This is a genomic window from Streptomyces sp. C36 (assembly GCF_040932295.1).
Taxonomy (GTDB): domain Bacteria; phylum Actinomycetota; class Actinomycetes; order Streptomycetales; family Streptomycetaceae; genus Streptomyces; species Streptomyces triculaminicus.
Genome location: NZ_JBFQGI010000001.1, coordinates 1,015,377 through 1,029,788, shown reverse-complemented (window position 1 = coordinate 1,029,788; position 14,412 = coordinate 1,015,377). Strand labels below are relative to the sequence as shown.

The following is a 14,412-nucleotide window of genomic DNA, read 5'->3' as shown; positions in this document are numbered from 1 at the left end:
CAGAGTCGGTCGGGCACCCCGAAGGGATCGATCGCTGACAGCGCGGAGGCTCCATGGGACGACCCCACGGCGTGAGCCAGGGAACCACTGAGGTCTGACCGTCACCGGACAACCCCGAGGAGCCGACGTGGCAGCACGCACCGGCAAGGACTTTCTCGACCGGCTCGCCGACTCGCGCCCCACCGTGCACATCCAGGGAGAGACCCTGACCGGAGGGATCCAGCACCACCCCGCGTTCCGCAACGTCGTCCGCACATACGCCGAGCTGTACGACCTGCAGCATTCCGCCGAGCACAAGGACGTCCTGACCCACCCCTCCCCCACCTCGGGGGAACCCGTCGCCACCTCCTTCCTCGCCCCCACCGCACCCGACGAACTCGTCAAGCGCCGCGAGGCGTTCACCGTGTGGGCCGAGTACAGCAACGGCATGCTCGGGCGTACCGGCGACTACCTCAACAGCGGGCTGATGGCCATGGCCACGGCCGCGGACTGGTTCGCCGAGGCGGACCCGGCCTTCGGCGACAACATCCGCCGCTACTACGAGAAGGTCCGGGAAGAGGACCTTCTTCTGAGTCACACGCTCATCCCACCCCAGGTCAACCGTGCCGTCGCGGGCCCCCGGCAGGCCGGGGGGAGCGTCACCGCGCGCATCGTGCGGGAGGACGACAACGGCGTGGTGATCCGGGGCGCCCGGATGCTGGCCACCATCGCACCGTTCGCCGACGAACTTCTCGTCCTCCCCTCGACCCTGCTGCGCGGCGCCCCGGAGGACAGGCCCCATTCGTACGCCCTCGCCGTCCCGATGGACGCCGAGGGGCTGCGGTGCATCGCACGCGAACCGCTCGATCACGGCCTGCCGCGCCACGACCACCCGCTCGCCTCGCGCTTCGACGAGCCCGACTGCGTGGTGGTCTTCGACGACGTGCACGTGCCGTACGAGCGGTGCTTCCTGCTGGGGGACGTCGATCGGTGCAACGGCCTCTTCGCCCGGACGTCGGCCGTCGTGCACATGTCCCACCAGGTCGTCACCCGCACGGTGGCGAAGACGGAGTACGTCCTGGGCCTGGTCTCGCTGCTGACGGAGGCCATCGGCATCGAGGGGTATCAACACGTCCAGGACGACGTGGCAGAGGTGATCACCACGTTGGAGATGCTGCGGGCTTTCCTGCGCGCCGCCGAGGCCGATGCCGCTGTGAACGAGTTCGGGGTGCTGACCCCGGCATGGGCCCCGCTGAACGCCGCCCGCAATCTTTACCCCAAGCTCTACCAGCGCTTCCCGCAGATCCTGCGCAAGCTCGGTGCCGCCGGACTGATGGCCACGCCCACCGGGTTCGACGTCATCGGACCGGCCGCCGCCGACATCGACGTCTACCTGCAGTCGGCGACGCTGACAGGGGCCGAGCGCGTGAAGCTGTTCCGGCTGCTGTGGGACACGTGCGGCTCGGCGTTCTCCGGTCGGCAGGCGCTGTATGAGTACTACTTCTTCGGCGACCCGGTGCGCATGGCCGGCGCGTATGTCGCCTCCTACGACCGGGAGCCGTACAAGGCCCGTGTGCGGGCCTTCCTCGACGGGTACGGCGCGAACGCGGCCACAGACGTCCGGGCCGGGCGGGGGCCGGCATGAGCCCCGCCGCACCGCCGACGCCTTCCGTCATCAGACACTGGATCGGAGGCGAAGCCGCCGATGCCGCCGACCGCCGGACCCTCGATGTGACGGATCCGGCCTCCAACCGGCCGTACGCGCAGGTGGCCAGGGGCGGGCCGACCGACGTCGCCCAGGCCGTGGACGCTGCCCGCACCGCCTTCCCCGCCTGGGCGGCGACCGCCCACCACGAGCGAGCCCGCGTCCTGCACCGCATCGCCGACGCCGTCGAGGACCGGCACGACCGGCTCGCCGCCCTCGAGTCGTACGACTCGGGGCTGCCCATCGGCCAAGCGCGGGGGCAGGCCCGGCGCGCCGCCGAGAACTTCCGCCACTTCGCCGGCGTGATCACCACGCTCGGCGAGGAAGCCTTCCGGCAGGGCGAGGAGCAGCTCAGCTACGTGGTCCGCGGCCCCGCGGGGGTCGCGGGCCTCATCACCCCGTGGAACACCCCCTTCATGCTGCAGAGCTGGAAACTCGCCCCGGCCCTCGCGGCAGGCTGAGCCGTCGTCCTCAAACCCGCCGAGTGGACCCCGCTGTCGGCCTCGCTGTGGCCGGAGATCCTCACCACGGCGGGCGTACCGGCCGGTGTCGTGAACATCGTGCACGGCACCGGCCCGGAGGCGGGTCAGGCGCTCGTCGACCACCCCGGTGTCCCGCTGATCTCCTTCACCGGCTCGACCGCCACCGGCCGCCACATCCTGCGTTCCTGCGCCGACCATCTGAAGGCCGCGTCCATGGAACTGGGCGGCAAGTCCCCCGTCGTCGTGTTCGGCGTGTTCTCCCTCAACGGGGAGCGCTGCACCGCCGGGTCCCGGGTGCTCGTAGAGCGCCCGTTGTACGAGGAGTTCACGTGCCGTGTCGCCGAGCGCGCCGCAGGTCTGCGCGTCGGACCGCCCGCCGACCCTGCACCACGGAGGTCGGCCCGCTGGTCCACTCCGACCATTACCGGCGCGTCCTGGAGTACGTCCGGCACGGGCGCGAGGACGCCCGGCTCGTCACCGGCGGCGGGCGGCCGGCGCACCTGCCCCACCGACCTGGACAGGGCCCGATGGTTCTGGGCGGATCCAGCCGGTGTCCGACACCGCGCTGGACGAGTCGTCCGCCCGGGTGGGAGCGGACGGGCTGGGCTGACACGGCGACGGGGGTCGTCGAATGTCCGGGCGGGCGTCCTTGAGCGCAGGAGGAGGGCTGGGCTGTCAGCTGCTGTTCTGGATCACGATGCCGCCTGGGAAGACGATCACGCCGGGGGCGGCCGACGTCCCGTCGCAGCCCCGGAAGACGCTGCGGTCCGTACCCTCGGTCACGAGTGACAGGGCCTGCGGCGTGGCGGTGTACGTTCCCTGGTGGATCACCCCGTCCCCGAGCTCGTACTCGAATGCGCCGCCGGCCCGGAACGTGATCCTGAGGATGGTCTCCGGGGCGTAGAGGCGGTATGTCACGCCCACATAGTCGTCGGGCTTGGTGCCGCAGGGGTCGGCTGCCCGCGCGGGCCGAGCGGGGCCGAGCGGCGTCACCGCCACCAGCACGGCGGCGAGCAGGGGGAAGACGAGGGAGGAAAGACGGAGACGGTGTCGCTTCATGGGTACTCCTCCGACGGAGGCGGGGGGCATCGGCTGCCGCCGTACGCCGCCCCGGATGTGCCGGGGCCCGGGCAGCACGACCCGGGCCTACGGGTACGGGACGGTGGTGCCGCCTTGGAGACTCCTGCGCAGCATTGGGGTGCCGCACCCCGCCCACCGTCAGGACACCTCTCTTCACGCCGGCACGCAACACACGGCCGTCAACCCCGGCCGTACCTGGCACTCCCCCGCTTACGCGAAGCTCAACGCCTCGTGTCGCCCGCCCACGCCGAGATCTCCGCGGCACCCCGACGAACAGCTTCTTCCGGGTCCTGGGCGAGCTGCCCGCAGACCGCCGAGATGTCCGGCACGCTGTCCGGCTCCGCGAGCGCGTCGTGCAGCCCGGTCAGCATCCAGTCGGCATGGCTGTCGTCGGCCTCGGCAAGCGCGAGAGCGATGAGCCTGACGGCGGCCACCGTCCCCACCTGGGCCAGGGCCTCTGCCGTCTGCCGGGTCACCGCCGTGTTCACGGCGTCCAGCAGCAGGCCGACCAACGCTTCCGCGACTTCAGGAGCGTCGGCGAGGGAAGCAAGGTCACGCCCGGCGCGGGCACGTTGCGACCACGAAGGAGACGAGGCCTCGGCCAAGGCCGCTTGCAACCCACCCGGTATCTCTGACACAACCAGACAGTCTCATCCCCCACCAAGAAGATCGAACCCGGGCGCCTGCGCCCGGTGCCTCACCCGTGCCAGGTCAAACGTCGACATGCCCGGCGATGACGCCGGGCAGGGCGGCGTCGTTGTGTGATTGACCGACCTTCGCGCCACCCGTGACCGGCGAAACCCACCCACACCACTCCGATAGCATGTTCGGGCTCACGACGATCAGCTTGACCGCCCGCCCTCACCGGAAAATTAAGCTATCCAGCACGAAGAGTGACCCATTTAGCTAACATCTATCAAATTGGCCAAACAATTGATATCCATATCATCACGGGTGCTTTCGCGAATAAACCGCAGAATGACATTCGCCGCGTGGCGTCAGCCGCGGGCGATACTGTGGGCCACGGTGGGTGTGGTGGCCCTCGGTTTTTTCATCGCGCTGGAGATCGCCGCGCGCCACTACGGCCAGCCGGGGCCGATCACCAACCAGGCGAAGGAGGTGATATTCGCCCCTAAATCGGGTCCGCTGCTGTACGCCAGCATGGCGTTGATGATGGTGGTGCTCACCTGGCGGCAACGATTGATCGCGGCCGGTGTCGCGGTCGGCATCGATGTCGTCTTCGTGCTGGTGCGGTGGGCGTTCGACATCAAGATGAGCCACGGCCATTTCTTCGGCAACGGCGCCTTGTGGGTGATTTTGGGCTATGCGGTCATCGCTGTCACGCGCCGCACCGGCCGGGAACGCATTCTGCTGCTGAAGGGTGTCGGGCTGGGCCTGCTGCTGGTGGCCGGCCGTAAGACCGGCGATACCTGGCTGCTCATCACGTCGAAGACCCGGCCGACGGTGCTCGACCAGTATGTGGCAACCGCCGATCACGCGCTGGGTGACCCGTCGTGGCTGATAGGCCGGATCGTCAGAGCCAGTGGTCCGATCGGCGAGCACGTTCTCGACTACGTCTACATTCAGCTCGCGGTGGCCGCGTCCGTCGTCGCGCTGTACCAGCTGCGCAACGTGGCGGCCGAGCGCCGCTTCCCGCGCCATCACCTGGTGCGCACCTTCCTGATGATCGGCCTCCTCGGGCCGGGCATCTACATGATCTTCCCGGTGGTAGGACCGATCTTCGCCTACGGAGCCGACGGCGGCCACTGGGCGGTGGCCGACCTGTGGCCGAACACGGCGCCGACTCTCGCCGCGCCGCACCAGATGCCATTCGACGAGATCACGCCCCGCAACTGCATGCCCAGCCTGCACACCGCATGGGCCACCGCCATCTTCATTCATTCCCGCAAGGGCCCGAGGCTTCTGCGATTCGCCGGCGCATTCTGGCTGATCGCCACGCTCGGCGCAACGCTGGGATTCGGCTATCACTACGGCACGGACATCATCGCCGGCGTGGTGTTCACGCTCACGATCGAGGCCGCCCTGCGCGCGCTCGACCGTGGCTGGGATCGGTCGGGAATCCAGATGGTCGCTTATGGCGCCACGGTCTTCGTTGCATTCCTGGTGTCATACCGCTACCTGCCGATGGAGATGGCCGAACACCCGTGGGTGTTCGGACCGCTTCTCATTCTGGCGACGGCCTCGGTGATCCACCTCTATATACGGACCACCAAGCTGTGGGAATCGGAGGCCCCGAAGGCCGCACCGGCGCGGCAACCGGAACCGCAGCCCGAACTGGTCTGAAGCCGTCCCGCCGGCCCGGACGACCCGGGCCGGCGGGAGGGAGACCGCCACGCGGCTGCTGTACCTGGGCAGGGGCCATCAGAAGCTGGCTAGCGGCCGCCGTCACGCGCCCCGGACGTCCGCTCCCAGGCCTCCGTGAACATCTCGTGCAGTGGTGCCGTCGGCAGCACCCGTCCGAACGGGGCGTGGATCTCGTTGCCCCACAGGGGGCGGACCAGGTGGCTCGCCAGCTTCACGGTCTCCAGCGGCAGGTGCGGGGCCTTCAGCTCGGTCCACTCCCCCGGCAGGAACAGGGTCCGGCCCGCCCGCGCCCGCTTGGCCTCCACCACGGCGCCGGTGGCGAGGAGCTCCGCCCGGACCTCCGCGTGCCGCTTGGTGGACCAGCCGTTCCACCGCCGCACGTTGCGATCGGTGGGCGTGGCCAGCGTCGCCACCTGGAGGTACAGCGCCGCCGCGGCCGCGCCCACGCCGAGCTTCTCCGCCACCCGCGTGACCAGCTCCGGGCAGGACTGCCGCGGATCCGCCTCGTACGCGCCGGCCGGCACCGCTCCCGAGCGGGCCCGGCGCATCATCCGGTCCAGCCCGCCGCCCGCGAGAAGCGGTGCCACGCGGTCCAGCTCCTCGGCGAGGTCGGTGACCTCGCGGACCCGCCGCCACGTCTCGGCGTCGGCGACCGCCGCGGGCCGCAGGAAGGAGGCGCCGCCGGGCGCGCACACCACCAGTGGTCCGGAGTCGTACGCGGTCACCGGAACCGGCCCCTCCTCCTTACGTCGGTCCATCGCCACCGGCAGCCGAGCGGACCCGAACCGCTCGGCGATCCGCGCCGAGGTGTCCTTGACCCGCCCGCCGGGCAGTGCCAGCAGCAGTTCCGGACGCTCCAGCTCGGCCCGCAGCCGTTCGTAGAGGGCCATCGCGCCGGCCACGGCGGGATCGCCGACGGGCCGGTCCGTCCACGCCCACACCAGCGCGCTCGCCATCTGCCCGAGCGGGAGGCCCACCGGGGTGCGGTAGGGCAGCTCGGGCCCCGCCGGCGGCACGGCCCTGACCTCTGCTCCTATCCCGTACGGGGTCGCGGCCAGTTCCCAGCCGGCCGCGGGCACCGTCGCGTCCTCGGCGGCCTCGTAGCCGCCCGCCAGCCGCCGGGCCCACACCTCGGAGAGCCCCAGGCCGGCCTCCAGGGCGTCGGCCGCCTCGTCGTGCACGGCGGGCAAGGCCCCGACCATCTCCTGCCACACCCCGGCCATCCGTTCCACGGCCGCCTCGATCCCTCCCGGCCGCCACAGCTCGGCCGGGTCGTCGGGCAGGGCGGCGGCCAGGACGGCCCGCCGGCCGTCGGCCCCGAGCCGCTCGCGCAACCGCTCGTACGACTCGGCCGTCATCGGGCTCGCCTTGAAGGGGGCCTTACGGACCAGGGCGCGGTCCTCGTCCCGGTCGGGCCGGCCGACCAGGCCGGCCACCACGAGCCGGGCCACGGCCCGCCGCACGCCCGTCAGTTCGGCGAAGCGCGCGGCCGCCGACTCCGGCAGCGGCAGCGGTCCGTGTGCGTCGACCGCCGCCACCAGGGCCCGGAGCCGGGTGGCGTCGTCCCGCTCCACCCGGACGAGCCGCGCCCCCTCGGCCACCGCCGGCACCGGGTCGGCGTCAGGGTCCTCGGCGGCGGGCGCCACGAACCAGCACCGCGACCCTCCGCCCCGCACGGCCGCGGACACCACGACGGTCCCGCCCGCACGCGGACCGTCCAAGGTCTCGGAGCCGGACGCGCGGCCCACCCACCACCGGCTGCCCGCACGGGCGAACGGCTGGTCGGCCCAGGTGTCCAGGAGCGCCAGCAGCGCGGCCCGCTCCGTGTCCGGGGTCGGTGCCACCGCCGCGCGCCACGCCGCGGCGTCGATCGCGCCCAGCAGCTGCGACCAGTCGTGCGGCGGCGCCGGCGGCGAGAGCCGCCGCACCTCCTCCGTGATCGTCCCGGCCAGGCAGGCACCGTCGGCGGCCAGCGCGCTCAGCGTGGCCGCCAGGGCCGGGTCCGGGGTCCGCCGCCACCGATCGCGCTCCTCGTCCAGGACCAGGCCGAACAGCGCGGGCATCAGCTCGGTGTCCGGCGCGGACCGGCGTGGCAGGGCCGGCGGCGCCTCGGCGAGCAGGGTGACGCGCCGGTGCAGGGCGCGCCGCCGCTCCTCCACCCGGGCGGCCCGCTCGGCGACCGCCACGACGGCTTCGACGAGCACCGGGTCGGTGACGTCCGGCAACTCCCGTGCCACGGCCGCGCGCAGCGCCCCCGTGCCGTCGAGGGCGGCTGTCAGCAGCGTGTCCGCCGTCCCCTGTCGTACGGTCCGCAGCGCCCGGGATCCGGCCGCGTCCCGGGTCCGCAGCAGGTACCAGAAGGCCGGCGGCAGGGCGACGCCGCCCGACACGGTGACCGGCCGGGCCGGCTTGACCCGCGGGTGCCGGGGTGAGTGGTGCCCGTCCAGCTCCCACAGCAGGACGCCGTCGGCGGTGTACGCGCGTACGCCCGTCCGGGTCTCCGCCTCGGCGAGGACCACGTCCTCCGCCGCGCCCTCCGGCGGCGCCCACAGCGCCCAGGGCTCCTGCCCGGGGCGGTCGATGTCGAAGCGGGCCGTGCGCCCGTCGACGCTCTCCACCAGGAAGTGGTCGGGCGCGTGGTCGCGGTGCCGGGTGCGGAAGAGCACCCGGGTTCCGATCAGTCCGTCCCGGCTGCCCAGCGGGGAGTCGGACAGGCCGGCGGGCAGTGGTGCCAGCTGCAGGGCCTCGACGGCCAGCGTCATCCCGGCCTCGGACGGTTGCGCGGCCGGATCGGCGCTCGCGGCGCGGCCGGGGAAGTCCGGCAGCGCCGTCGCGCCCCGCCGCTCGCCGGTGACCGGGTCCACGACCTCCCACGGCTGCCCTCCGTAGACGGCGTTGGTCCAGATCCGGGTGCCGTCGCCGAGCTGCAACTCGTCCCGGTCGATGCCCTCTCTGCCGCCCGGGCGCAGCACCCGCAGGCCGCCGTGCCGTCCGCCGGCGTCGGCGGTCTCGAACTGGAAACCGTAGGCGCCGTCCAGGCTGCCGCCGAACGGCACCAGGCCCCCCACCTCGTCCGGTGTGAAGGGCTCCTCGGGGCGGTCGGCCCAGACGGCGGTGTCGCAGTAGTAGGGGTCCGGCTTGAGGGTCCAGCTCACGAGGAAGGATCCGCCCACGTAGTGGACGGCGTGCATGGTCGCGTCCTGCGGGACCGTGAACCGGCAGGAGCCGCGCACGCCGTCAGGGGCGACGGCGACCGCCCGGTCGCGCCCGAACACCGTCAGCACCGGCCAGGTGGAGGTCACGCCTGCCACTCCCGGCAGCGCACCGTCCGCCTCATTCCCAGGTGCGGCGTCCGCCGCGAACTGCGCGTACACCGACTCCAGGGCCGGCCAGGCCAGCTCCTCCGGCAGCCCGGCCGCGAGCGAGCGTCGCAGCGCGCCCGCCGCGCCCGCCCCGGCGAGGGCGTCGGCAGTCCCGTCGAGCGCCGTCACCGTCGGCCGGTCCAGGAGGGTCTCCAGTTCGGCCACGGCCTCCTCGGCTCCCGCCATGCCGCCGCCGGCGACCGTGTCGACGAGCTTGCCGACCCGTACGGCGACCTCGTGGGCGATGCCCTTGTTGCCCGGCAGCAGCGTCACCGCCGACCCGGACCGGCGCCGCGCCAGGGACCAGTTCGGCAGCAGGTCCGCGTGTACGGTCCCCTCGAGCCGGGGGCCGAAAACCGGGTCGGCGGCCAGCGCGGCGAGGTCCCGCCGCGACTGCTCGCCCCAGAAGCGCATCCGGGTCTCCGGGCCCGGGTCGACGACCGTGGCCCCGGCCGCCAGACAGGCGTCCAGCACATCCGCGTCGAAGCCCTGGTAGTAGTGACGGGTGGTGTGCACCGTCACCGGGGCGCCCGCCGCCCGCAACCACGGCCCCAATCGACCCACCAGGTCGAGGAATTCCACCGGCAGCGGCTGCCGCGCGACCCCGCCGCCGGACTGCGCCGAGTACTGGTACATGTGCACGAAGTGCCCGACCCAGCGGTGCACCCCGCCCTCCGGCACCACCCGCCCGGCCTCCATCGCCTCCGCCGCGCCGCAAGCGATCAGCATCCGCAGCCACGCCCCGCCGTCGGTGGCCCCCTCGGGGAAGACCTCCACCAGCCCGGCCGCGACCGTGTCCGCCGGCGGGTGGGCCGCCAGCACCGGGCCCGCGGCGGTCAGCAGCGCGTCCGGCACCGACTTCTTCCGGGTCACCGAAAGGATCGCGCCCACCAGCCGCGCGACCTCCTCGTCCCCGTGCCCGGCCGCCTTGGCGGAGGCCCGGACCCGGCGCACCAGGTCCGCCGGCAGGTCCGCCTTCGAGCCCGCCCAGGCGGTCAGGAACGCGTCCAGGGCCGCGTGCGCCGCGGCCGGCTCCAGTGTCTCGGCGAGGAGCCGCTGATGGGCCCCGAACTCCTTGGCCGGCATGGCCCCGCCCGCGGCGAACAGCAGTGCGTTGGCGCGGCGGTAGCCGGGATCCACCGGCAGCCCGTGCTCGGCCTCGGCGGCCCGCGCCGCCGCGTAGGCCCGCCCGCCCGGCCGGCTCCCGTAACCGATCAGCCGGTGGCCCACGGTGTCCCAGAACCACGGCAGGTGCGCCGGCGGCAGCCGCCGCGCCCGCACCGCCATCGTGTCGACGAACCGCCCGGGCTTGGTCCAGGACTGGTTGAGTTCGCGGCCCATGTCCACGATCAGGTCACGCGCGGCCCCGGCCGCGTCCGGGTCGTGGGCGGCTACCCAGTCGGCGTAGGTGGTCGAGACGTGCGTACCGGCGGCAGGCAGCAGGGCATCAAGCGAGACGATCATGCCCCGGATGGTCGCACGCCCCACTGACACCGCTTGCGCGGGAGCGCATCCGCCGGTCCGCCTCACTCCCGGCGGCAGCCGCGGCCGTCCTCACGGCCCGATCTCGAACCGGGGCGGCTTGAGGCCGGTGAGGCATCCGGTTTTCGGGGCGGTCGGATTGTCGAAGAAGGAGACGGTGATCTCTTGGGCGCACGGGGAGGTGGCGAACACCACGTGGGGCTCGTAGGGGACCGTGACGACGGTGGCGCGGCTCAGCGTGCGGGCGACGTACGGCCCGTTGGCCGCCCCGGTCTGGGAGTCGAAGCCGCCCGACAGGGCGAGGGTGGGGATGTCGCTCCGCGTGACGTCCCGGATCGAGCGCGGCGCCGCGGGGACGTTCCAGACGTCGCAGTCCGGACGGAGGAAGGTGAGCTGCGGAGCCTGGGCCAGTACCGAGCGGGGGAACGACGGGAACGCTTCCCGCCCGCCCCGGAGCGCCTCGGCCCGGCTCTCGTACGGCACCCACTCACTGCAGAAGACGCCGTAGGCGAGCCCGTGGGCGACCCTGCCGAAGGCCTGGGGGCTGAGCTTGCCGCCCGCCCACTGCTCGGCGATCCGCTGCGGGTTGCCGTGGGCCAGCTCGTCGAGGGAGCGGGGCACGCCGGGCGCCACGTGGGTGGCGGAGGTCATCCAGTTCACCAGGGCCCCGCCGTCCAGTACGACTTTCACCGGCTGCGGGTGGCCGGGGACCGTGACGGTGGTGGTGACGGGGTGGGCTTCGAGTTCACGGACGAGACGTTCGAAGGTGGCGGACAGGTTCGGATAGCGCAGGTTGCACGCGGGCTGCTCCGCGCAGGCCTTGAACAGGCCGTCGAAGCCCTGCCGGGCGCTGCTCCAGGTCAGCGCGGACCCTGCCGTGGACGGCGGCAGGATGCCGTCGATGCCGACCGACCGGATTCCCTGGGGGTGTTGGCGCATGTAGATGAGTGCCAGGTGGGTGCCGTAGGAGATGCCGTACACGTTCCACTGGTCGATGCCCAGCGCCACGCGCAGGTCCGCGTAGTCGGCGGCGCTCTCGGTGTCGTTGTAGGCGCTGAGGTCGGCTCCGCGGCCCGCCAGCTGGTCGCGACAGGTGCGCGTCGCCTTGACGTGCAGGCGCTCGGTGGACGGCGCGTCGTAGACGAGGCCGACCGCGCGGGCGTTGAACTCGTCGATGTTCGGGCAGGTGAGCACCGGGTCGGCCGAGTACGTCCCTCGCTGGGACATGAAGATCACGTCCCGGTCGCGGTTCAGGCCGCCGTCGATCGCCATGCCCGCCTCCCCGACCGCGTCGTCGCCGGGTCCGCCGGCGAGCCACACGATCGGGTCGGGCTTGGGAGTGCTCGTGGCCGCCGGCACGATCGCGACGCTGAGGGTGATCGTCCGGCCGTGGGGCCCGGCGCGGTTCTCGGGCACGGTGAGCGTTCCGCAGCGGGCACCTGCGAGGGCGGGGACGGGGTCCGCCGTCTTCGGGCAGGGGCCCGGAACGAAACGGGCATCGCCCGCCGTCCGGGTGGCTGTGCCGATCGTCGCTCCGGTGCCGGTGCTGATGCCCATGCCGATGCCCATGCCCGTGCCGATGCCGTGTTCCGCGTGAGCGGGCGTCACGAGCAGGCCGGTTATGAGGACCCCGGTCGCCATGCCCGCCGACGTGGCGTGGAGCTGTCGCAGGGTGCGGCGGCGACGGCGGGGCGCGTGGTCGAGTGCCATGTGGCCTCCCGGTCACTTGGGGATGATCGTGAACGGTTTCGGCGCGAGGCCGCCCACACAAACGGTGTCGGGGGGCGCGGTCGGAGACGCGAGGAAAGACGCCAGCACATGCTGCGCGCAGGGCGACTGGGGGACCACCCAGTGGCCGATTCCGGGGATCCGCACGGACGTCGAGCGGGACAGCGTACGGGCCGCGTCCCGCGCCAGGCTCGCCCCGGTCTTCGTGTCGAACGTGCCGGAGACGATGAGCGTCGGGATCGCGCTGACGGTGGTCACCCGCTGTTCGGCGGTGCGGTCCGGAACGTTCCAGACGCGGCACACCTCGTGCTGGAAGGGAAGCTGCGGTGCCTGGGCCAGGACCGTGTCCGGCCACCCGGGGAAGGCCCGGCGTCCCGCGTTCAGCAGGCCTGCCGCCGAAGTACCCGGGGCCCACTCGCTGCACGCCACCGACTCCGTCAGGCCGTGGGCCCACTCGCCGACGGTCTGGAGCGAGTCGGCCGCACGGGCCCGCGCGAAGCGCTCCGGACGCCCGTGGGCGAGCTCCTCGAGCGCCGCCGGGACGTCGGTGGCCGGGACGGCGTTGGCGACCAGCAGGTTCACCAGCGCACCGCCGTCGAGGACGACCTTGACCGGGTCTCCTCCGCGCGGCGGCCGGGCGTTCAGGGTCAACGGCTGTGCCTCCAGCCGGCGCACCTGCTCGGTCAGCGTACGTCGGAGGTCGGGGTAGCGGCTCTTGCAGCGGGGCTCGGCCGCGCATGCCTTGAGGAGGTTGTCGATCCCCTCATGGGCGCTGCGCCAGGTCACCGGCAGCGTTGTGGTGCGCGGAGGCGCGACCGAGTCGATCGCCACCGCGCGAATTCCCTGGGGGTGTCCGCGCAGGTAGGTGAGGGCCAGGTCGCTGCCGTAGGAGTACCCGTAGACGTTCCACGAGGGGAGGCCCATCGCCGTTCGCAGGTCGGCGAAGTCCGCTGCGTTCTCGGTGGTGTTGTAGGCACTCAGGTCGATCCCGCCGGCTGTCAGGCGGTCTCGGCACGTCTTCACCGCGTCCAGCAGGAGCCGTTCCGTCGACGGTGCGGCGTAGGGGAGCCCCACGGCCTTCGCGATGAACCGGTCCATCTCCGGGCAAGCGAGGTGCGGCTGCGTATGGAGGTTTCCGCGCTGGGCCATGATGATCAGTTCGCGATCCCGGTTCAGGCCGGAGTCGACCAGGAAGGGAATGTCATCGAAGGTGTCGGCCCCTGGGCCGCCCGCCATGAACACCACCGGGTCCGTGGCGGGCTTCGCCGACGTGGCCGGAATGACCGCCACGGCCAGCCGGATGGTCCGGCCCCCGGGGCGGGCGCGGTTCTCGGGGACCTCCAGAAACCCGCATCGTGCGGTATTCAGCGCGGCGATCGGCTCAGGCGTCGCCGGGCAGGGGCCGGGTATGAACCGCGGCGGGACCGCCGGCCGGGGTTCGGTGGAGGGTGGCGACGCAGGTGGTGATGCGGCACTGCTCGGTGCCGGGCCGAGCGCTGCCAGCAGCGTCAGGACCGCGGTGGCAGCCACCACGGTGGCCGGCGCGCGGCCGGACCGCCGCCGGGCGCACCGGGCCTTCGCTCTCGTCCGTATGGACCTGCCGCTCTCGAGAGCGGATGACGGGCTTATCGGACCGTTGCTGTCCTCTGTCATGTGATCCCGTTTCTCTGCCGACATCCACAGCTGCCCAGCAGGACAACGCCACAGCAGTTCGGGCGAAAGGTGTGATATGGACCATACCGGGCGGCGCGGACGCGCGCACTCGGACAGGTCACCGGTCCACCACGCACAGCTGCCGGAGCTGAGGGTTGCGGTCGCGGGAGGTCTCTGCCGTGCGGATATCCCTTTGTGGGTCCAGGAGTGCAGCCCTAGGGTCTTCTGCATGTCTCTTCGTCTTCGGATGCGTCAGGCCCTGCCGGAAGCGATGCGTGCCCGCGACAAGGCTGCGGTGAGCGCGCTGCGTTCAACGCTTGCCGCGCTGGACAACGCCGAGGCGGTGCCCGTGGACGAAGCCGCGCTACGTGGTTCGGCCCTCGAGCAGTCGCCGGTCGGTGCCGGCGCCACCGAGGCGGCGCGCCGTGAGCTGAGCGAGCACAGCGTGGCGGAGATCGTACGTGCCGAGGCCACCGAGCGACTGGAGGTCGCAGCGCAGCTGACCGCGTCCGCGCACGCTGATCGAGTCGCGCGGCTCCGCGCGGAGGCCGCCGTGCTGCTTCGGTTCCTCGACGGCGTCGACACCCTTGGAGCGCGGTGAGGCTTGGCGCGGTAC

At 72.6% G+C, this 14,412-nt stretch carries 8 protein-coding genes and 1 pseudogene; 4 read left to right on the top strand and 5 right to left on the bottom strand.

The genetic code is table 11. From position 1 onward, the window contains the following. The first annotated feature begins 127 nt into the window (after positions 1-127). A complete protein-coding gene (gene hpaB, locus AB4K12_RS04525; RefSeq protein ID WP_368432926.1) occupies positions 128-1,624 on the top strand; it encodes a 4-hydroxyphenylacetate 3-monooxygenase, oxygenase component in 1,497 nt (498 codons plus the stop codon). Then, positions 1,621-2,955 (top strand): annotated as a pseudogene (locus AB4K12_RS04520) (aldehyde dehydrogenase family protein). Before hpaB ends, AB4K12_RS04520 begins: the two are co-directional and overlap by 4 nt. Here the strand turns inward: AB4K12_RS04520 and AB4K12_RS04515 are convergent. Further along, positions 2,842-3,225, bottom strand: a complete 384-nt coding sequence (locus AB4K12_RS04515; RefSeq protein WP_368432925.1) for a hypothetical protein — start codon at positions 3,223-3,225, stop codon at positions 2,842-2,844. The pseudogene AB4K12_RS04520 and the gene AB4K12_RS04515 sit on opposite strands and share 114 nt — an antisense overlap. 242 nt (positions 3,226-3,467) lie before the next feature. Further along, entirely contained in the window at positions 3,468-3,851 is a 384-nt protein-coding gene (locus AB4K12_RS04510; RefSeq protein ID WP_368432924.1) for a hypothetical protein, read from the bottom strand. 373 nt (positions 3,852-4,224) lie between these two features. Between AB4K12_RS04510 and AB4K12_RS04505 the strand changes: the two genes are divergently transcribed. Beyond that, positions 4,225-5,550: a phosphatase PAP2 family protein gene (locus tag AB4K12_RS04505; protein WP_368432923.1), complete on the top strand. Its 1,326-nt coding sequence runs from the start codon at positions 4,225-4,227 to the stop codon at positions 5,548-5,550. A gap of 89 nt (positions 5,551-5,639) precedes the next feature. Here AB4K12_RS04505 and AB4K12_RS04500 read toward each other — a convergent pair whose 3' ends face one another. From AB4K12_RS04500 to AB4K12_RS04490, 3 genes are all read right to left on the bottom strand, one after another. Continuing rightward, entirely contained in the window at positions 5,640-10,397 is a 4,758-nt protein-coding gene (locus AB4K12_RS04500) for a hypothetical protein (RefSeq protein ID WP_368432922.1), read from the bottom strand. A 90-nt stretch (positions 10,398-10,487) separates the two neighbouring features. Continuing rightward, a complete protein-coding gene (locus AB4K12_RS04495) occupies positions 10,488-12,056 on the bottom strand; it encodes an alpha/beta fold hydrolase (RefSeq protein ID WP_368433152.1) in 1,569 nt (522 codons plus the stop codon). 81 nt (positions 12,057-12,137) lie between these two features. Continuing rightward, entirely contained in the window at positions 12,138-13,433 is a 1,296-nt protein-coding gene (locus tag AB4K12_RS04490) for an alpha/beta fold hydrolase (RefSeq protein WP_368432921.1), read from the bottom strand. Between the two features lie 634 nt (positions 13,434-14,067). On the opposite strand from AB4K12_RS04490, the gene AB4K12_RS04485 reads away from it, so the two are divergent. After that, positions 14,068-14,397 carry a hypothetical protein gene (locus tag AB4K12_RS04485; protein WP_368433151.1) on the top strand — a complete coding sequence of 110 codons (330 nt, stop codon included), beginning with the start codon at positions 14,068-14,070 and terminating at the stop codon, positions 14,395-14,397. The last annotated feature ends 15 nt before the right edge of the window (positions 14,398-14,412 follow it).

What these genes read in the sequence shown, in the direction of transcription:
- AB4K12_RS04515 (WP_368432925.1), bottom strand. Translation starts at nt 3,225, where the DNA reads ATGAAGCGACACCGTCTCCGTCTTTCCTCCCTCGTCTTCCCCCTGCTC.
- AB4K12_RS04485 (WP_368433151.1), top strand. Translation starts at nt 14,068, where the DNA reads ATGCGTGCCCGCGACAAGGCTGCGGTGAGCGCGCTGCGTTCAACGCTT.
- AB4K12_RS04495 (WP_368433152.1), bottom strand. Translation starts at nt 12,056, where the DNA reads ATGGCGACCGGGGTCCTCATAACCGGCCTGCTCGTGACGCCCGCTCAC.
- AB4K12_RS04505 (WP_368432923.1), top strand. Translation starts at nt 4,225, where the DNA reads ATGACATTCGCCGCGTGGCGTCAGCCGCGGGCGATACTGTGGGCCACG.
- AB4K12_RS04500 (WP_368432922.1), bottom strand. Translation starts at nt 10,397, where the DNA reads ATGATCGTCTCGCTTGATGCCCTGCTGCCTGCCGCCGGTACGCACGTC.